The following is an 18,798-nucleotide window of genomic DNA, read 5'->3' on the forward strand; positions in this document are numbered from 1 at the left end:
CGGACCTGCCGGACTGACCGGATCACCTCGCTCATAAGACGGCCCGGCTCATGAGACGGCCCGGTTCCCTTCGCGGGGAACCGGGCCGTCTGCTGCGGGAGGCGCGTCAGCGCACTTCGTACGCCCTGACCATCGTCTGCGTCGTCCTCGCCCCGTGTCCGTCGGCGAGCGTGACGCGCAGGTGCACGAACGTGCCCGTGGGAAGGTCGCCCGGGACGGTCGCCCGCCAGGCGCCGTGGGCGTGCGCGACGTCGGCCTGGTGCCAGTCCGTGACAGCGTCGACGGTGGTCTGGTTGCCGTACGCGTAGTCCAGGCGTACGTCGTCCAGCGCGACCTGACCGCTGACGCCGTCGGCCACCGCGCCCAGGCCCACGTTCGTGGCCTCGCCCGCCGGGCGGGTGTTGCGCAGGTCCGACGGGAGGCCGACGACGGGGACGAGGAGCCGCTGCGCGCCCTGGTCCGCGGCGCTCGACGGGAAGGTCCACTCGGTGGCGTAGGCGAGACCCGTGCGGTTGCCGGCCGTCGCCGGGCGCCGCCAGGTCTGCCGGAACGTCACCTCAGCCCGTTCCTGCGGCAGTGTGAACATGCCCGAAGTGGCGGCCTGCGCCTCGCCGTTCACGAGGACCTGGCGGGTGCCCGTGTCACCCAGGGCGAGCGTGTTGTCGTGCCCGCCCGCGTCGCCGAACGGCGCGAGCGCGTAGCTGAGGCGGTTGCTGTCGCGCGTCATGAGCGCCTGACTGTAGGTGTTGCGCACCGGTCCGTACGGCGCCTTGTACCACTGGGCGGTCGTGTGCCCCTTGCCGAGGGTGTGCGGGCCGTCGTAACCGGTGCTGCCGTACGGGCCGAGGTCGCGGCGCATCAGCGTCGTCCAGGTCAGCCCGGCGTCGCCGGACGGTGTGAACAGCTCGGTGCGCTGCTGCGGTGCGTGCAGCGGCAGCGTCGTGCCGCCCGCCCACACCGAGCCGATGCCCGGCAGGCCTACCTGGACGTCCGACCAGTACGTCGCTTCGCCGGTGTTCTGCACGTGGTAGCGGGCGTCGGTGACGGCCAGGTCGTCGTCGTGGACGCGGATCTTGCCGGGGCGGATCGCGTTCCGCGAGGTCGTGGCGAGGTTGTAGAGATACGGGCTGTCGGCGGTCGCGGTGCCCGACCAGGACACCGTGGCCGTGCCCCGCTCGGCGGCCTCCGCCTTGAGCGCGAGGGAGTCGGCCCAGGTGATGGTGGCCTGCGGCACCCCCTCGGGGCCGGTCACCTGGAAGCGGCCCACGCTGTCCGGCACGGCGGCGAGTACACCGACCGCTCCGGCCTTCACGGCGGCCGGGCCCCACCCGAAGGCGTTGCCGCCGCCGATTCCCGCGTCGACCAGGGCGACCTTGCCCTTGAGGTCCTGGCCGGCGAAGGCGGCGTCCGTGCCCTTGCCGATGGCGACCACCTCGGCCGAGCCCTTGCCGTCGAACTCGGTGGCCTTCTGTATCGGGAGTGTGTCCAGGGTGCGGCCGCCGCCGGTGGTGAGTTCGGCGAGCGGGGCGGTCTGCCGTGCGGACGCCAGGAAGGTGAGGTCGTCGGCGTGGGCGACCCGTTGCGCGTAGATGCCCTTCGTGTACGAGGGGACGGAGGTGAGGTAGCCCGCCTTCAGCTGCCTGCTGTCGTCGAGTCCGACGGCGAGGCCGAGCGCGAAGCCGCCCGACTGGCTGGGCCGGTCGGTGTCCCAGGAGATCCGCTCGGCGTCGCGGGCGTCGAGGGTGACGCTGGTGTCCCCGTCGACGGTGACCTTCGAGTCGTAGAGCTGGGACACGGAAGCGACACTTCCGACGTTCCCGGGCTCGTCCCTCGTCATGATCACGCCGCTGAGGGAGTACGTGCCGAGCGGCACCCGGACCGTGGTGGAGCCCGCGTCGGGATAGCCGAGCGTGTACCGCCTCGCGGTGTCGCGGTGGTCGTCGAACAGCTGGAACGCGGACGGCGTGGCCGCCGGATCACCGTGCCGGTCGAGGCCCTTGACCGTCAGGTCGGCCGAGGGCTCCTCCATGTACACACCGAACGGGACGGTGACCCGTGTGCCGTGGGCGCCGACGGCGACGAGCCGGCCGGTGACCGTGCCGTAGTCACCCGCGTCGAGGCGGGAGGCCGGGGATATGCGCACCGGGACGTCCGCGGTACCGCCCGCCGGGACGGAGACGGTGCGCCGGGCCGGGGCCGCGAACCCGGAGAGCCGGGAGCCGTCGTCGCCGCGCACGTCCTGCACGGTGAGCGCGAGGTCGACGTCCTCGTCGGTGAGGTTCGTCAGGGTGACCGGCTTGTCGACGGGGTTCAGGCCGGACTGCGGGTACGCGAACTCGGCGAGCAGCGCTGCGGGTTCGGCGGTCACGGGCTGGGTCACCGCGCGCGCCACGTCCATCGGGCCCGCGCCCTGCTCCAGGACGGGGGCGCCGGTCGCGGTCGCGGACGACGTCAGCAGGGCCTTGATCCGGGCGGGCGTGTAGTCGGGGTGCCGCTGGAACAGCAGCGCCGCGCCGCCCGCCACGTGGGGGGTGGCCATCGAGGTGCCGGACATCGCCCGGTACGCCTGGTCGCCGCGGCCCCCGGCGCGTGCGGCGACGACCTCGACGCCCTGCGAGGCGATGTCAGGCTTGGCGCTCTGCCCGTCCGCGGAGGGGCCGCGGCTGGAGAAGGACGCGGTGTCGTCGTGCCGGTCCACCGCTCCCACGGTGAGCGCCGCCGGGGCGCAGCCGGGCGTGGAGACAGTGCCGCGCAGGGAGGCGTTGCCCGCGGCGATCACGAACAGGGCTTTGTCGCCGAGGCGTTGCACCGCGTCCACGTCGGGGCCGGCGCAGCTCGTCGCGCCGGCCGCGCCGAGCGACATGGAGACGACGTCGGCACCCTGCGCGACGGCCCACTCCATGCCGTTGACGATGCCGCTGAGGGTGCCGGAGCCGTCGTCGCCGAGGACCTTGCCGATGAGGAGGTCGGCCTTGGGCGCCATCCCCGCGTACCTCCCGTCGGAGGCGGCGCCCGTCCCTGCCACGGTCGAGGCGGTGTGGGTGCCGTGGCCGGTGCGGTCGTCCGCGTCCGCGCCGGTGACGAAGACCTTGGTCGCGGTGATCCGCCCGGCGAGGTCGGGGTGGTCCGCGTCGACGCCGGTGTCGAGGACGGCGACCTTGACGCCGGAGCCGTCGAGCCCGGCCCGGTGTGCGACGTCGGCCCCGGTGAGCGGCACGGTCGGGGTGCCGAGGCCGGTGACGGCGCTGCCCTTGACCTTGGCGTCGAGCCAGAGCTTGGTGACGCCGCCGGCCGCGCGGGCCGACGAACCGGCCTTCGGGGCGAGGGACTTCCAGGCGTCGGCGGCGGAGTCCTTGGCGACGGTGAGCCCGGCGCCGCCGATGGAGTCGAGGTCCGCGGTGACCTCGGTGCCGGGTGCGGTGCTGCGCGGCAGCCGCCCGCCCGCGTACTCGGCGACCACGGGGACGGAGTCGCGGTGCGCGTCGTCGTAGCCGTCGGCGACGAGCAACCCGATGTCGAAGAGCCGGGGATCGGCCAGGCCCGCGTCCACCAACTGCTCGGCGCCCTGCGGGAACACGTAGGTGCGCGTGCCGTCCTGCCAGACGGCGGCGGGGTGGTCGGTGGTGGCGTCGGCACGCGGCGCCGCGGACAGCACCCGGCCGTCGGTGCCGACGCGGGCATCGACGACATCACCGGTGATCAGGGTGACGGTCACGGAACGGCCTCTCGGCCCGGCGGGCGAGGAGGTCTGCCCGGTGTCGGCCGTCGCCGCGGGAACGCCGGCGGCCAACAGGGCCACGGCTGCCAGTGAGGCGGCGGTGCTGCCCCGCCACGGTCTGCTGCGTCTCACAGGAAGTCTCCAGGGAAAAGGAGGGGGTGGAGGAGCAGGGTGACCAATGCGCGCGTGCTGCGGGGGCCTTCGCGGTGGCGAGCTCCTGCCTTGGCGCAATCTCGACAGCGCCGCCGCCACCCCTGGGGACCATCGACCCGTTGGGGCACACTGGTGCGATGCCCTCCGATCTTGAACCGCCGTCCGCACGGGCAGCCGCCCCCGTCACCGACTCGCTGCGCGACCGTTTCGCCGGGCTGCAGGACGAACTGCGCCGGGCCGACGACGAGTTGACCCGTCTCCTCGGGCAGTGGGCCGCCACGGGCCCGCGGCAGTCAGACGGTCTGGTGCGGCTCTGGGAGCAGCGCGAGGACCAGGCGCGTCGCGTCTACGAGGTGGAGTACGGGGCCCGCAGGTCGCTGTCCGGTTTCCAGTCCGGGGCCAACACCATCACCCCCGTTCCGACGACGGTGCCCGGGTCGGAGGAGCCGACGGGGGTCGCTCTGCGCAAGGACGGTAATCCGGACGCCGCCTATCGCGTGGTCGTCGACCGCGCGTTCCTGGCCGAGCCCGCGGCCATTCGCGCGCTCGACGATCGCCTCGCGGCCGGCCATCACGTCCGTGTCGTCGACCAGCCGTTGATCAAACTGCTCATCGCGGACGAGGAGACGGCCCTGGTCCAGCTGGAGCCGGGCCGCACCCTGGAGCTGCGGCCGCCGCTGGTGCTGCTGGCCACCGAGCTGTTCGAGTCGGTGTGGCGCCGCTCGCGCCCGTACCTGCGCGAGGACGGCGACCTGGCTCCGACGGACCGCCGCATCCTGCAGCTGATGCTGTCCGGCCTGACGGACGCGGCGACGGCGCACCAGGTCGGCATGTCGTCGCGCACCGTCCAGCGGCGGCTGCGCGCCCTGATGGACCTGGCCGCCGTGTCGTCACGCGTGCAGCTCGGCTGGTACGCGATGCGCAACAACTGGGTGTGACACGACGGCTGTTGCACCCGGATCGGATCTGTGAGCTGTACGACGTCCTGTGTTGCCCGTACGCCCACAAGGCGAGCGCCTCCCCGGCGGTCCGCCGCGAAGTCGCAGGGAGCACTGCTCCCCTGCGGATTCCGCCCGATTCCTGCATGCGGCCCTGCTCTTGCCGGAAACCTCGTCCGCCCAGGTCACGAGTCATGTTTGTATGCGTGGAGGATGCCGCCCAGGCGTTCACGCCTGCGTATGTCGAGGCGGGTGATCTGCCCTGGATCGGCGATCACCCAGGCAGCGGGTGTGGCGGTCGGGCGTCGCGATGCCCTGATGGGGCCCTATGGGAGTTATAGAACCGCTCGAACTCCCGCAGAACATGGCAGAGGTGGCGCTGGTTCCAGATCAACGTGCGGTCCAGCAGCTCACGCCGACAGGTCCACACCCACCTCTCCATAATCGAGTTCATTCGCGGAATCTGGACTCCGCTGAGCACGACCTCGATGCCCGCGTCCTTCAAGATGGCGTCGAACAGCTCAGAGAACCTGCCGTCCCTGTCCCGGATCAAGAACCTAGCTCGGCAGCCCGCGTCCTCCAGGTCCATGACGAGATTCTTCGCGGCCTGCACCACCCAGGCTCCCGACGGGCGCGGGGGCGCGCCCAGGATCCGAATCCGTCGGTTGGCATGCCCGATCACTGCGAACACGTACAGCCGCGCTCCAGTCAGGGTGACCGTCTCGAAGAAATCGCACGCCAGCAACGCCTCGCGCATGGGAACGCAAGAAGTCGGCCCACGTGCTGGAACTCCGCTCGGGCGGCCGGTCGATCCCGGCATCCCGCAGGATCTCCATACCGTGGAAGCGGCCACCTTGATCCCCAGCAAAGGCAGTTCGCCGTGCACCCACCTGTAGCCCCACGCAGGATTCACCCGCGCCAGGCGCAGAACCAGGACACATGGAGTGCACGGTGCGCGGCCGGCCCGAGCACTTCGGCCGAGAACGGGCCGCGTGGTGGCGCGAAACCAGGTCGCGGTGCCATCGCAGCACCGTGTCGGGGCGCACGAGCAACCGCAGCCGACGCGGTACATCACGCGGGACCTGGTGCAGCAACGCCGCCAGGAAGGCCCGATCACCCGGCCCGAACCGCGGCCTGTCCCCGCCCAGTTGCCGCTCCAGAACCGTGATCTGATGACGCAGCGCCAGGAGTTCCACGTCCTTGTCGCGATCGCTCATCGATAGCAAGCGCAGCATCGCGAACACGTTCGCGACACCCAGGTAGGCCAGTCGAAGCAGCACGATCGATCATGTTCCCGCAGCTTTCCGGCAAGCGCAGGGCTGCCGAGACCTCCAAGTTGCCGCACACCCGACACACAGTGGCGCCCTCCTCAGCCGGAGGATGGATGCGGCCAGTCCGCGAGGCTGCCAGGCAAGGGAGCAGACGCCGTCGCTTCCGCTGTCGAGGGGAGGATCTCGTAGCTCTTGCGCATGCCGCTCAGGTCGAAGATCTTCAGTACCCGGCTGGAGGCGGACACAATACGCAGTGCGCCCTCCTGTTCACGGAGGCGTTTGGTGATCGCCACGATCATGCCCAGCCCCATCGAATCCATGAAGGCGACAAAGCCCAGGTCCAGGACGAAATGGCGGTGTCCCTCGTTGAGGAGCTTGATCACTCCTTCGCGGATCACGGGGGCGGTGTGGGCGTCGACCTCACCATCGACCTCGATGACGGTCCAGCCGTTGACCACGTCGTAGCTCACCATCATGTTCTCGTGCCGGATGATGTTCGTTCGCATTGCCATCCCTCCTCACATCTCCAGGCGGCGTGGGATGCCCAGAAGCGTGCGGTAGAGACGGCCGGCCCGCGCCCGATCAAGGCGTACGCAAGCGCCAGTCCGCGTGAACGGTGGTGACCGCCACCACTGGCGTCTCACGTACTGGTCACCAGCTCCTGGTCAGCCACTCGGCGAGAGCAGCTCCCGACTGTGGTCCACATCCTTAGCGGCGCCCAAGACGATCTGTTCGGCCGTAACGGTGCCCTTCCAGACCGGTCGGCCGCCCCGACCTCGCGGGTTGACCAGCTCCGCCCCCGTTGCGAAGCGGTTGGTCCCGACCCTGTGACGCTCGAACACTTCATCCTGCGCCTGGCCCGGGAGAACAGCAACTGGGGCCCCCTCCGGATACAGCGCGAACTCATCCGGCTCGGCTACCCGATCGTGTGGGGCTCGAAAAGTCATCGCTGCAGCTCAGGCGGCATGTCGGTACTTGTTGATTGCTCCGCCGAGTATGCGGGTGCGTAGGAGTCCTTGGGCGTCGGGGTCCTGCCCGGGAGCGGAGAGGTCCTGGGCATCGGGCGGCCGTTGGGCTCGGGATCTGTGCGGCCGATGTCTGCTGTAGTGGTCCTGGTACTCGGCGAGGTCCTGTCGGGCAGGGGACTCGTTCATGATCAGAATGTGATCGAGCACCTCCCGGCAGATCGTGCCGATCACTCGCTCGCGATGGGCGTTCATGCGCGGCGCCCGGGGTGCGCTGAGCAGCACGTCCCATGCCTTCGGCGTCGAAGATGGCGTCGAAGGAGCCGGTGTACTTGCTGTCGCGGTCGCGGAGAACGAAGCGGAGCGACTCGACGCGGGCGCCAAGGTCGGCGGTCAGATTGCGGGCCTGCTGGGTCGCCCACTCACTCACGTCCACTTCGAGTCCTCAGCCCCCTTACGTGCCACTCGTGGCAGTCACGCTCTCGTAACGGGCGCCGGCTCCTTCTCGGCTCTCAGGACTCCGCCGCAGCGGGCTTGCCCCCCGTGGTCATGAAGCTGGACAACTGAGTCAGGGGCTGGCCCTGTGGATACTGACGGTGTAGCCACCACCGTCGTAGGCGTCAGCGTCCCAGGTGGCAAAGCGGTCGACGAGGGCGAGACCCGCCGCAGTGCAACTCGCGTCGTACTCCGGCAGCGTGATACCGGGCGGCACGGGCAGGTGGGCGGCGTCCAGGCCGAAACCCGCGACCAACAGGCCGCCCGGACGCAGGGCCCCGGCCAGGCGCTTGACCACCGCGCCCTCGGTACCGGCGGCCAGCAGCGGGAAGACATTGCCGGCAGCGACGACGAGGTCAAAGTCCGCGGCGATGCCGAGCCGGGCCGGATCGAACTCGGCGAGATCGGCCCGGAACCACGGCAGCTGAGGTCCGTGAGCCCGCGCCACGTCCAGCATCGAGGCGTCGAGGTCGACCCCGACGCAGTCGTACCCCAGCTCCGCCAGCCGGATCGCAATCCGTCCGGTACCGCATCCGGCATCAAGCACCCGTGCCCCAGCGGGCACCAGGGCCGCACAGAAACGCGCCTCACCATGCACATCCCTGCCGTTGCGGGCCAGCGCAGCAAAGCGCGCGGCGTACGCATCTCCCGATGTGCCACCGGTCAGTTCCTGCCAACGACTCATGAGATCGACTATAGGCCGCCCGGCGGCCCCGACATCCGGCCCAGGGCTGCCCCACCCCCGGTCGCGACCAGCACCGCGAGGGACGGTCACAGGCCTCGCCTCGCCTACCTCGCCGTGACCCAGACCTTCGCACCACTACGTTTGCTGCCGATGACCGACCGCGAGAAGGACGCCGAGATCCTGCCGCTTCGCCACCAACTCAGTTTCCCGCAACGGCAACTCGACGGAAAACGGCCGCCTTCAAAGCCGAGGAGATGGAGATCCTCATGAGCGCGCCGCGGGCCCCTCGGATGAACGCTCACGGCGAGAGGGTGATCGGCAGCATCCGGCGCGAGGCCCTCGACCATCTCCTCATCATGAACGAGGCCCACGCCCGACAGGTCCTGGCCGCCTACGCACCGCACGACAACGAGCACCGCCCCCGCCGGGCCCGCAACCAACTACCGCCAGGCGCCGACCAACAGCCTGCTCCGCTTCAACAAGAACATCCCTCCCGAGTCCGCCGCGCCGGTGCACTGACTCCGCGTTCAGTCCGGCAGTCCCCAGGGGCGCCGCGCCGACAGTGCGGGCACGTCCCGCGGTGCGGGACCGGTGACCCTCTTGCCGGCAGGGGTCACCAACACTGCGGCGCCTTTCGGGAGTTGGATCACAGCGCGCCCGACACCCGTCGTGCGGTACGGCAAACGTCGCCCCCGCTCGTCCCGTACGTCGATGTCCCCGCTGATCCCGTGCTCCAGGTCGAGCGGCGCGCCGGCCTCGCTGTGCACCCGTACCCATCGGGTGGCGCCGTCGGCCCGGTCGGCGTCGATGAGGAAGGCGCCCTGGGCGCGCAGGCCCTGGACACTGGCGTCGGGCCAGCTCGCCGACACACCGGGGAAGACCCGCACCGGCCCGGAGTGGCTCTGGATCATCATGTCGAGCACGGACTGGCCTGCGGTGAGCGGGGATTCGACGGCCAGGTTGCCGCCCTCGACGTACATGGTGTTCTCGGTCATCCGGGAGTTGCGGAACACGTTGCCATCGGTGAAGTACGTCAGCAGGTCGAGGGCCTGCTCGGGACGGCCGATCCGGGCGGCCATCGAGGACGCGGCGGCGAAGCTGTAACCCGCCCACTGCGTACGGTCCTTGACCCAGTGGTCGAAGGTGGCGTCGATCAGGGCGCGGTCGGCGGGGCGCGCGTGGTCGTACTCGGCTAGCGGAAAGAGCCAGAGCATGTGCGAGAAGTGCCGGTGCGACTCGGTGAGCGGCTTGTTCGCGCCGACCATCACCCCGGTCGCGTCCTGCGGGTAGGGAGTGAGCCGGTCCAGGATCTCCTGCCAGCGCGCCGCCTTGGGGTGCGTCGTGCGCAGCAGCTTCAGGCACTGCAGGAGGGTGGTGCAGCCCCAGCGCACCAGGGACAGGTCGTAGGTGCAGTCCTCGGCGTCGGCCCACTCCGGTGAGCGGGTCAGCGGCAGATGCAGGGCGCCGTCCGAACCCTCGTACAGGAAGTGGTCGTAGAAGTTCACCGCGCGGGTGAGGATCGGGTAGAGCACGTCGCGGACGATCGCCAGGTCCATGGAATGGCGGTAGCTGAGCCAGATGTTGTGCAGCGCCCACAGCAGGTTGCCCGTGTTGTCGGTCTTGGAGGCGGTGCCGGGGACGCCGACCGTCTTTCCGCCGGTGCGCAGCATCCAGTCCGAGGGGTGCGCGAGGGCGTAGGTATCGCCGTCACGGTACTCCGCGGGGACGGAGGTGGGGAGTTCTGCCTCGAAGGCCTTGAACGTCGAGGTGACGGAGTCGAGTTCGGGATGGTTGGAGCCCTGCAGCAGCCAGCTGGCGATCTGCACGTTCAGGTTCCACCAGACGGCGGTCCAGCTGCCGCCGGTCTCCGGATACCACGGCCCCCACTCGGACAGGGACGGCCCGTTCGCGCGGGTGGCGCTGGCGAGCTTGTACAGCTGGATCCAGTAGAAGTCCTGGATTCGCTTGTCGGGCACGGAGACGAAGCTGCGGCGGTAGTAGCGGTGCCACCAGGATCGGTGTTCGCGCAGCAGGCCCGTGGTGGAGGCGGCGAGGGTGCGGTCGACCGCGGCGAGGGCGAGGCGCGTGGTGCAGCTCAGCTCCTCCGGGTGCCGGTACACGACATGGGCGGCCAGCACCCGGCGGGTGCCGTCGCGGCGCTCGCGCCAGGCCGTGGTCCAGCCGCCGCCCGCTATCAGCGGCTGCTCGACATAGGAGGTGCCCTCGGCAGTGCCGGTCGCGGGGTCCGGGTTGCCCACGTAGTCGGCGGGCTTGTCCTTCGTGCGCGACGTGGTGGCGGGCATCCAGGTGAAGGACCACGCCGCGTCCTCTTCCCCCGGGCTCGGCTCGGTGAACGCCACCAGCGCGTCACGGGAGTTGTGCACCAGGATACTGAACGCGACGCTGCCCCGGGCCGTGGTGATGGTGCCGCGCAGTTCGGCGTCGTACAGGTCAAGGGTCCAGTCGACGGCGGTGATCTCGCCGGAGAGGCTGAGGGTGAGACAGCCGATCGGCAGCCGGGAGTAGCCGATGGCCGCACGCCACTGCCCGCGCTGGTCCTGCACCTTGGTGTGGCTGAGCATCACCTGGAGGGTGTTCGCGGCGGCGCCCTTGGAGACGACGGCGCCCAGCAGCCCGTTGCCGAGCAGTGCGCCGTCCTTCCAGTCAGCGGGCAGCGTGCGCCAACGCAACGAGGCCTCGCGCGCGACCCGTTCATGGGGCGAGACATCGGTGGAATGCGCGCTCGCCCCCACGGTGGCGGCAGAAGCGGCCCAGGCGGAGGCGGTCTGCGGGAGAAGCGTGGCTGCGCCCATTCCGGTGGCCAGAGTGAGAGCGGTCCGCCGGGATGGGCGGGAGAGTGCGGCCGAGATGTGTCTCTCGTTCATATAAGTGACTCCCATACTCGGAGGTGAACCCGCGTCTCGGGAATGATGCAGTCAACACCCCTGAGTCACAAGGGGTATTGAAGCAAGAGATCCGATCTTTTCGCGCGGCCGTGGACGGGAGGCCGCCGTCCTTGCGGTCCGGCGCGGTCCGATCGACCAGACGTAGCAGCACGCCCCACTCGAGGGCGCAGGCGTCATGGTTCTCGCAGTCGGAGGCCGCGTCCCGCGCGCGCGAGGCGGCGGCCGCGGCCTGCCGTGAGGTGCCGACGGCGTTGCGTCGGCACCCGGCACACGTGGGTCCTGCGCTGGCAGCGCAACTTCATGAATAACCGTCACGTCCGCCTCAGCCGCAACCCGCGTCCCGGCCGCCCTCGCACAGTCACCTCCGTCCGCACGCATGGGTCGGGCAGTGACAGTGGGCATAGGGTCCGGACGCCACGCCGCGGGAGGTCATGCCCGACGAGGAGCGACCGACCGCGTCACACTGACAGCAGGGGTGCCGACGAGACGAGGTGGTCGCGGATGAAGTTCGGAGTATCGACATTTGTCACTGATGAGGGCATTGGCCCCAAGGCGTTGGGACCCGCCGTGGAGGAGCGTGGGTTCGACTCCCTGCTGCTGGCCGAGCACTCGCACATTCCGGTCAAGCGGGAGTCCCCGTACCCGGGGGGCGGTGAGCTGCCGCGGATCTACTACCGAACGCTCGACCCGTTCGTGGCGCTCGCCGCGGCCGCCTCGGTGACCCGTGACCTGCTCCTGGGCACCGGCATCGCTCTGGTGATCCAGCGCGATCCGATCCACACCGCGAAGGAGGTCGCCTCCCTCGATCTGATCTCCGGCGGCCGGGCCGTGTTCGGGGTCGGCGCGGGCTGGAACCGCGAGGAGATGCGCAACCACGGGACGGATCCGGCCGTCCGCGGGCGGCTCATGGACGAACGCATCCGCGCGATGATCGAGCTGTGGACCAAGGAGGAGGCCGAGTTCCATGGCGACTTCGTCGACTTCGATCCCGTCTACGCCTGGCCCAAGCCGGTCCGGAAGCCCCATCCGCCCATCTGGGTCGGGGGCGACAGCGAGCGCGCTTTCGAACGCGTCGCCGCGTACGGTGCGGCGTGGATGCCGAGCGCTCTGCCGCTCGAGAAACTGGGTGAACGCATCGCGCGTATGCGGCGGACGGCCGGTGACCGCCCGTCCGTCGTGGTGTACGCGGGCCGGCACGACCGGAAGGCGCTCGACACCTACGCCGAACTCGGCGTCGAACGCGTCCTGCTGTATCTGCCGACCCTGCCGGAGAACGAGACGCTGCGCACCCTGGACGAACTGGCCGAGGCCACGTCCGGCCACCGGTGACGGCTCGCGGCTGCCGCTGAATAGGAGCTGACCGTGCCGGACATGGCCCGGGACGAGGCGCGCCGCCGGTTCATGACCGCGCGGGTGGCGCGCCTGGCGACGGTGGACGCGGGCCTGTGCCCGCATCTGGTGCCGGTCGTCTTCGCGGCCCACGGCGAGGAGATCGTCACCGCCGTCGACTGGAAGCCGAAGAGGTCGCAGCAGCTGAAACGGTTGGACAACATCGCGGCCCACCCGGCTGTCTGCCTGCTCGTCGACGCGTACGACGAGGACTGGGAGCGGCTGTGGTGGGTCCGCGCGGACGGTGACGCCCGCGTGCTGCCGCCCGGCACCCAGGGCGAGTACCCGACGGCCGTCGCCCAGTTGCAGGAGAAGTACGCGCCGTACCGGCAGCGACCGCCGACCGGTCCGGCGCTCGTGATCGCCGTCCGCCGGTGGCACGGCTGGCGTGCCGCGTCGGGGGGGTGACCGTAGGGCAGGAGACACGCCGCCCCCGGCATCACCAGTACCGGCACCATCACGGCTCGTCGTCGCCGTTATTCGGCTACCCGACACCGCCGTTGTCCCGGAGGAGCTGGGCGTCCACCGGCCGCCGTCCCGACACCGCTCGTCCCACCCGGCGCGCGGCGAACGCCGCAGCTCAGCCGGGCCCGACTGCGGGTCACCCCGCAAGAACTCCTGCAGATCGCGCAGCCCCTCCCGAGCGACCCGGCCTGTCTCGACCTGGTGATGGACGCCGTCTGCGCCCGGGTCCAGGCGCGGAGGGGCTCAATAAGCCATCACTGCAGGTGAGTTACGGGCGGATCAATAGTCTGCGACGCCGTGGCAATGATCGTTTCGCTGGTGTACCGCGCCGTTAGGGGACTGCTGTCACCGCCGGAGCTTCTACTCCGGCGGGAGGCGTCGGTGGAGGCCGAGGTGCTGGTCTTGCGGCACGAGAACACGGTGCTGTAACGGCAGTTGATCTCGCCCGTGCGCTACGAGCCGGCGGACCGGTTCTGGTTCTCCGTTCTGTCCTCGTTGATACCCCGGCAGCGCTGGGCCCGCGTCTTCCTCGTCACCCCAGGCACTGTGCTGGCCTGGCATCGCAGACTGATCGCCCGCCAATGGGACTACAGCGCGCGCCGAACGCGCATCGGTCGGCCGCCCTCGTCGGTGGCGTTGAAGAAACTGGTCCTGCGCCCGGCCGACGAGAATCCTCGATGGGGGCACCGGCGCATTCAGGGCGAGATAGCGCGACTGGGGCACTCGGTGACATCCGGCACGGTGTGGAACATTCTGCACGCGGCCGGGATCGACCCGGCACCAAGGAGGCAGGGGCCGAGTTGGAGGGAATTTCTGACCGCTCAGGCCAACGGTATCGTCGCGGCAGACTTCTTCCACCTCGACACCGCGCTCGGCCAACGCCTGTACGCCATGGCCTTCCTGGAACACGGAACCCGCCGACTGCACATCACGCCCGCAACCGCGCATCCCACCGGACAGTGGGCCGTCCAGCAGGCCCGCGAAGTCGCCAGGGCGCTGGCCGAACACGGCGCACAGGTCGGGTTCCTGATCCGCGACCGGGACGCGAAGTACACCCCATCCTTCGATGCCGTCTTCACCGCCGACGACGTCGACATCCTCCTCAGCGCCCCATGCACACCCAAGATGAATGCCCACTGCGAACGCGTGATCGGCACCATCCTGCGTGAAGCCCTCGACCACGTCCTGATCATGAACACACCCCACGCCACCAAGGTTCTCGCCGAATTTGCCGATCATTACAACCAGCACAGACCCCACCGATCCCGAGGACAACTGCCACCAGACGCGACACAGCAGACATCACCCGCCGCCAGCATCCAGAACCCCCGACTGCTGCGCACCCGCGTACTGGGAGGCGCAATCAACAACGAGTATCGATATACCGCGCTTGACCTGCAACAACGAATAAATGAGCCCCACAGGGGCCTCAATCACTTCCACAACCTCACCGATCAAGCCGGCGTCCCCCGCTGCGCCGTCCACGACCTGCGCCACCTCGCCGTAACCACGGCCATCAGCGAAGGCGTCAGCCTGTGGGCCGTCTCCCAGACCGCATGGCACTCCACCGTCTCTACCACCGCGAACATCTACGCCCACCTCACCCGACGCACCGCCCACCAGGCCGTCGACGCCATCGCCGCCGCCCTCAACCGCGAGGAACAACACCGCGACCACAACACGACCACCACTCCGGCCCACCAAGACCCGGTCCACCAAGACCCGGTCCAGAACACACGGCTACTAGATGCGGCATGACCACAAGCGGCACACGCCGGGGTCGCACCGACCAAACGACGACCACCCCACGACCACCAACGAAAAAGGTCGTTTCTGCCTAACGGCAGAAACGACCTCCGACCTGCAAAAAGCTGGTCGGGACGACAGGATTTGAACCTGCGACCCCTTGACCCCCAGGTCGAGTGCAACGAGGCACCGCTGGCCGCGCTACGCAGACCCTCTGCGCGGTACACCGACATTCGCCGCCGTTGGTTGCCACATTCCGGCCACTGCTCGGGTCATCGGGAGCCCGCGCCGATGACCTCCTTGACCAGGGCCACCTCGCTGGGCTCGTCGTCGGCGTCGGGAGTGAATCCCATACGTACGACGACGAGGTCCTGCGACGGCACGACGATAACCTTCTGGCCGTCGTGTCCCGAGGCGTAGTAGGTGTCTTTGGGCAGCTCGGGCCATCGCAGGCTGCCGTCGGGCAGTACGTTGACGCGCCACGTCATGCCGTAACCGGGGTCGTCCGTCTTGTCGACGGGCTCGACCTCGAGCGAGCGCTTCATCCAGTCCTCGGGCAGCAGCTGCTTGCCGTGCCACTTGCCGTTCTGCAGCGCGAACTGGCCGATCGTGGCCCAGTCACGGGGTGTGGCCCACAGGTACGAGGAGCACACCGGCGTGCCTGCGGCGTCCGGTTCGAGCACGGCCGAGGAGAGACCGAGGGCGCGGAACAGCGTCTGCCGCGGAAGGTCGGCGCCGAGCCCGGTGCGTTGCGCGAGGACCGAGCAGAGCAGGGTCGTCGAGCCACTCGAATACTCCTGCACGGTGCCTGGCTTGTGCTCGGCCGGACGGCCGGCCACATAGGCGCCCATGTCGGACTCGCCGTAGAGCATCTGCGTGATGGGCGTGCCCAGGTCGTAGGTCTCGTCCCATTCCAGACCGCTCGTCATCCGCAGTAGCTGCTCGACGGTGATGTCCGCACGGCCGTCCTTCTTCCACTCGGGACGCAGCTCGTGGTCGTCGAGCGTGACCTTGCCCTGCTGCACGAGCATGCCGGTGATCAGGGCGGTAGCACTCTTCGACATCGACCAGCCGAGCTGCGGGGTCGTGGCGTCGAACCCCTTGGCGTAGCGCTCGGCGACGAGCTTGCCGTTCTTCACCACGACGACCGCCCGGGTGCCGAGCGCGGCGGCGTCCGAGGCCGACAGCCCCTTGCCGAAGGCGCGCGCGAGCGCGGCGTCCAGCTTCGCCGACGACTTGGGCGCCGGGGCGTGCGTGAAGGGGTTGCCGTCGGCCGAGACGCTCGAGGCCGCGCCGAGCCGGGGGCGCTCGTCAGCAAGCGTGCAGCCGAACCCCTTCGTGTACCAGGCCTTCTGCTTCGCGAGCACGCCCAGCAGCGAGCCGGTGGTCTCGGCGGACCCGTCGGAGCCGTACCGCAGATAGGACTTGATCGGGTTCGCGGGCAGGTCGCTCGCTGCGTCGCGGCGGCCACCGATCTCGGTGACCGCGCAGTCGTTGTGCGCCGCATAACCGGTGCCGGTGAGGATCATGGGCCGCTGCCACCGGTAGACACCGGTACCGGCGGCGGTCGCCACGACCACAAAGACGGCGGCGACGACAAGTATTCGACGGAGTTTGCGCACAGCCGGAAGCTAACAGTCCGGGCTACCAAACGGTAGCCTCCGGAGCCCCAAAGAACACGAGGTCAGACCCTCACTGTCACTCCCCTGAGAGCGTAGAGACTTTCGTTACGCGGATTGCCTCGTGACGCTCGTAGTTGAGCGGGCCTCCCGCATGTCCTGTTCGAAGGTGATCGATCCTGGGCGTTCGGCAAGCGGGGAGGGCGAACCGCTCCCCCCTGCACAGATCTCCCACCTCGACGTACGCCGAAGAGACCGCCTCGGCGGAGTCCTCCACGAATACCTACATGCCGCCTGAACAGCATGGATGGACTCTTCGCCAGGCGCAGAGTTAACGCAGGTCGTCCCGCCAGAGTTGCTAGATGCCGTAGTGGAGGAGACCGGGGCACGTGAGCAACGAATGCGGAGCCTCCCCTCTCCCGTCGGGGTGGACTTCGTGCTCGTGCTCGGGCTGTTCGAGCATCTGGGCGCCGGGCTGGTGTGGGGCAAGCTGCGCCTTCACCACTCCCTGTACCATCCGCCGGCGTAATCCGATTGACCCGCGGCAGCCGCTGCGGGTGCCCCGCTCCGTCGGGAAGAAGAGATCACACAGGCAGTGGATCACCCCGCCCCCGGGTAACGTCAAGGTATGAGTCATCCGCACCCCGAGCTGAAAGCCGCCCCGCCCCTTCCCGAAGGAGGGCTGCGGGTCATCGCCCTGGGCGGCCTAGGTGAGATCGGCCGCAACATGACCGTCTTCGAGCACGCCGACAAGCTGCTCATCGTCGACTGCGGCGTGCTGTTTCCCGAGGAGACCCAGCCCGGCGTGGACGTAATCCTGCCGGACTTCACCTCGATCCGGGACCGGCTGGACGACATCGTGGCCGTGGTACTCACCCACGGCCACGAGGACCACATCGGCGGCGTGCCGTACCTGCTGCGCGAGCGGTCCGACATTCCCGTCGTCGGCTCCAAGCTGACGCTGGCATTCCTGGAGGCCAAGCTCAAGGAACACGGCATCCGGCCGCGCACGGTGCGGGTGCAGGAGGGCGACCGGCGCGGCTTCGGGCCCTTCGACTGCGAGTTCGTTGCGGTCAACCACTCCATCCCGGACAGCCTCGCGGTCGCGATCCGCACCGGCGCCGGGATGGTGCTGCACACCGGCGACTTCAAGATGGACCAGTTCCCTCTCGACGACCGCATCACCGATCTGCGCGCCTTCGCCCGCCTCGGCGAGGAGGGCGTGGACCTGTTCCTCACCGACTCCACCAACGCCGAAGTACCCGGCTTCACCACCTCCGAGCGTGAGCTGAACCCGGCGATCGAGCAGGTGATGCGCACCGCGCCGCGCCGGGTCATCGTCTCCAGCTTCGCCAGCCATGTGCACCGCATCCAACAGGTCCTGGACGCCGCCCACCAGCACGGCCGCAAGGTCGCCTTCGTCGGCCGGTCGATGGTCCGCAACATGGGCATCGCCCGTGAACTGGGCTATTTGAAGGTCCCGTCCGGTCTGGTCGTGAGCACGAAGGAGCTGGAGAAGCTCCCGGACCACAAGATCACTCTGGTGTGCACCGGCTCCCAGGGCGAACCGATGGCCGCGCTGTCACGGATGGCCAACCGCGACCACCAGATCCGCATCGGCAAGGGCGACACCGTCCTGCTCGCCAGCTCCCTCATCCCCGGCAACGAGAGCGCCATCTACCGCGTCATCAACGGACTTACCCGGTGGGGCGCCCACGTGGTCCACAAGGGCAACGCCAAGGTCCACGTCTCCGGGCACGCCAGCGCTGGCGAACTCGTCTACTGCTACAACATCGTCAAACCCCGCAATGTCATGCCCGTGCACGGCGAATGGCGCCACCTGCGGGCCAACGGCGACCTCGCCATCCGTACCGGTGTCGACCCAGACCGGGTCGTCATCGCCGAGGACGGCGTCGTCGTCGACCTCGTCGACGGGCGCGCGTCCATCACCGGCAAGGTCCCCGCCGGCAACGTCTACGTGGACGGCATGGAAGTCGGCGGCGCCACCGAAGCGTCCCTCAAGGACCGCCTCACCCTCGCCGCCGAAGGCGTGGTCACGGTGGTGGCGATCGTCGACGCGGACACCGGCGCCCTCGCCGAGGCCCCCGACTTCCTGGCCCGCGGCTTCGTCCACGACGACACCACCTTCGAGCCGGTCGTCCCCGTCATCGAGAAGACCCTGTCCACCGCGGCTGAGGAAGGCGTCGGGGACGCGCGCCAACTCGAACAGCTCCTCGCCCGCGCTGTGGCGAACTGGGCGTTCCGCACCCACCGCCGCAAGCCCCTCATCATCCCCGTCATCATCGACGCCTGAGCCCCGGCAGCACGGTCCCCGGTTCCGGTCGCGGCCCCGCGAGCATCGAGGTCGGGCACGGAAGTCAGCAGCCACCCGAGGAGCCGGGGTGGCAACGCATTCCGGCCAAGCCTGTGACAGGAGTCCCGCACGCC

General features: G+C 69.5%; 12 protein-coding genes and 2 pseudogenes. 7 read left to right on the forward strand and 7 right to left on the reverse strand.

What is annotated here, in order from left to right; translation table 11 throughout:
• Window positions 1-106: 106 nt before the first annotated feature.
• Entirely contained in the window at window positions 107-3,850 is a 3,744-nt protein-coding gene (locus ACZ67T_RS38530) for a S8 family serine peptidase (protein WP_469990671.1), read from the reverse strand.
• Between the two features lie 158 nt (window positions 3,851-4,008).
• Between ACZ67T_RS38530 and ACZ67T_RS38535 the strand changes: the two genes are divergently transcribed.
• Complete coding sequence (locus tag ACZ67T_RS38535) at window positions 4,009-4,809, forward strand: winged helix-turn-helix transcriptional regulator (protein WP_469990672.1); 801 nt, start codon at window positions 4,009-4,011, stop codon at window positions 4,807-4,809.
• Window positions 4,810-4,994: 185 nt separating this feature from the next.
• Here the strand turns inward: ACZ67T_RS38535 and ACZ67T_RS38540 are convergent.
• The 4 genes and pseudogenes from ACZ67T_RS38540 to ACZ67T_RS38555 form a co-directional block, all read right to left on the reverse strand.
• Window positions 4,995-6,089: pseudogene (locus ACZ67T_RS38540) on the reverse strand (transposase family protein).
• 89 nt (window positions 6,090-6,178) lie between these two features.
• Window positions 6,179-6,586, reverse strand: coding sequence for an STAS domain-containing protein (locus ACZ67T_RS38545; RefSeq protein WP_469990674.1), 408 nt, complete (start codon window positions 6,584-6,586; stop codon window positions 6,179-6,181).
• 450 nt (window positions 6,587-7,036) lie between these two features.
• On the reverse strand, window positions 7,037-7,300 hold the full coding sequence (locus ACZ67T_RS38550; protein ID WP_469990676.1) for an integrase core domain-containing protein: 264 nt from the start codon (window positions 7,298-7,300) through the stop codon (window positions 7,037-7,039).
• 313 nt (window positions 7,301-7,613) lie between these two features.
• On the reverse strand, window positions 7,614-8,225 hold the full coding sequence (locus tag ACZ67T_RS38555) for a class I SAM-dependent methyltransferase (protein ID WP_469990678.1): 612 nt from the start codon (window positions 8,223-8,225) through the stop codon (window positions 7,614-7,616).
• Window positions 8,226-8,515: 290 nt separating this feature from the next.
• Here ACZ67T_RS38555 and ACZ67T_RS38560 point away from each other — a divergent pair.
• A pseudogene (locus ACZ67T_RS38560) lies at window positions 8,516-8,614 on the forward strand (integrase core domain-containing protein); the annotation flags it as partial.
• Between the two features lie 138 nt (window positions 8,615-8,752).
• Here the strand turns inward: ACZ67T_RS38560 and ACZ67T_RS38565 are convergent.
• The gene (locus ACZ67T_RS38565; RefSeq protein ID WP_469990679.1) at window positions 8,753-11,110 is read right to left on the reverse strand and encodes a glycosyl hydrolase family 95 catalytic domain-containing protein; all 2,358 of its coding nucleotides are present in this window, start codon (window positions 11,108-11,110) and stop codon (window positions 8,753-8,755) included.
• A gap of 522 nt (window positions 11,111-11,632) precedes the next feature.
• Between ACZ67T_RS38565 and ACZ67T_RS38570 the strand changes: the two genes are divergently transcribed.
• The 3 genes from ACZ67T_RS38570 to ACZ67T_RS38580 all read left to right on the forward strand — a co-directional run bounded on the left by ACZ67T_RS38570 (window position 11,633) and on the right by ACZ67T_RS38580 (window position 14,743).
• Window positions 11,633-12,460 carry an LLM class F420-dependent oxidoreductase gene (locus ACZ67T_RS38570; protein WP_469990681.1) on the forward strand — a complete coding sequence of 276 codons (828 nt, stop codon included), beginning with the start codon at window positions 11,633-11,635 and terminating at the stop codon, window positions 12,458-12,460.
• A 33-nt stretch (window positions 12,461-12,493) separates the two neighbouring features.
• On the forward strand, window positions 12,494-12,928 hold the full coding sequence (locus ACZ67T_RS38575; RefSeq protein ID WP_469990683.1) for a TIGR03668 family PPOX class F420-dependent oxidoreductase: 435 nt from the start codon (window positions 12,494-12,496) through the stop codon (window positions 12,926-12,928).
• Window positions 12,929-13,432: 504 nt separating this feature from the next.
• Window positions 13,433-14,743 (forward strand): integrase core domain-containing protein, encoded by a 1,311-nt coding sequence (locus tag ACZ67T_RS38580; protein ID WP_469990684.1) that lies wholly within the window; start codon window positions 13,433-13,435, stop codon window positions 14,741-14,743.
• Window positions 14,744-15,003: 260 nt separating this feature from the next.
• Here the strand turns inward: ACZ67T_RS38580 and ACZ67T_RS38585 are convergent, their stop codons facing one another.
• On the reverse strand, window positions 15,004-16,353 hold the full coding sequence (locus ACZ67T_RS38585) for a serine hydrolase domain-containing protein (protein ID WP_469990686.1): 1,350 nt from the start codon (window positions 16,351-16,353) through the stop codon (window positions 15,004-15,006).
• 304 nt (window positions 16,354-16,657) lie between these two features.
• On the opposite strand from ACZ67T_RS38585, the gene ACZ67T_RS38590 reads away from it, so the two are divergent.
• Window positions 16,658-16,879, forward strand: coding sequence for a transposase domain-containing protein (locus ACZ67T_RS38590; RefSeq protein WP_469990687.1), 222 nt, complete (start codon window positions 16,658-16,660; stop codon window positions 16,877-16,879).
• Window positions 16,880-16,978: 99 nt separating this feature from the next.
• Window positions 16,979-18,664 (forward strand): ribonuclease J, encoded by a 1,686-nt coding sequence (locus ACZ67T_RS38595; RefSeq protein WP_116507058.1) that lies wholly within the window; start codon window positions 16,979-16,981, stop codon window positions 18,662-18,664.
• The last annotated feature ends 134 nt before the right edge of the window (window positions 18,665-18,798 follow it).

The sequence above is a fragment of the Streptomyces sp. NPDC107517 genome (assembly GCF_055582645.1).

What these genes read in the sequence shown, in the direction of transcription:
- ACZ67T_RS38535 (WP_469990672.1), top strand. Translation starts at nt 4,009, where the DNA reads ATGCCCTCCGATCTTGAACCGCCGTCCGCACGGGCAGCCGCCCCCGTC.
- ACZ67T_RS38545 (WP_469990674.1), bottom strand. Translation starts at nt 6,586, where the DNA reads ATGCGAACGAACATCATCCGGCACGAGAACATGATGGTGAGCTACGAC.
- ACZ67T_RS38550 (WP_469990676.1), bottom strand. Translation starts at nt 7,300, where the DNA reads ATGAACGCCCATCGCGAGCGAGTGATCGGCACGATCTGCCGGGAGGTG.
- ACZ67T_RS38555 (WP_469990678.1), bottom strand. Translation starts at nt 8,225, where the DNA reads ATGAGTCGTTGGCAGGAACTGACCGGTGGCACATCGGGAGATGCGTAC.
- ACZ67T_RS38565 (WP_469990679.1), bottom strand. Translation starts at nt 11,110, where the DNA reads ATGAACGAGAGACACATCTCGGCCGCACTCTCCCGCCCATCCCGGCGG.
- ACZ67T_RS38570 (WP_469990681.1), top strand. Translation starts at nt 11,633, where the DNA reads ATGAAGTTCGGAGTATCGACATTTGTCACTGATGAGGGCATTGGCCCC.
- ACZ67T_RS38590 (WP_469990687.1), top strand. Translation starts at nt 16,658, where the DNA reads ATGGACTCTTCGCCAGGCGCAGAGTTAACGCAGGTCGTCCCGCCAGAG.
- ACZ67T_RS38595 (WP_116507058.1), top strand. Translation starts at nt 16,979, where the DNA reads ATGAGTCATCCGCACCCCGAGCTGAAAGCCGCCCCGCCCCTTCCCGAA.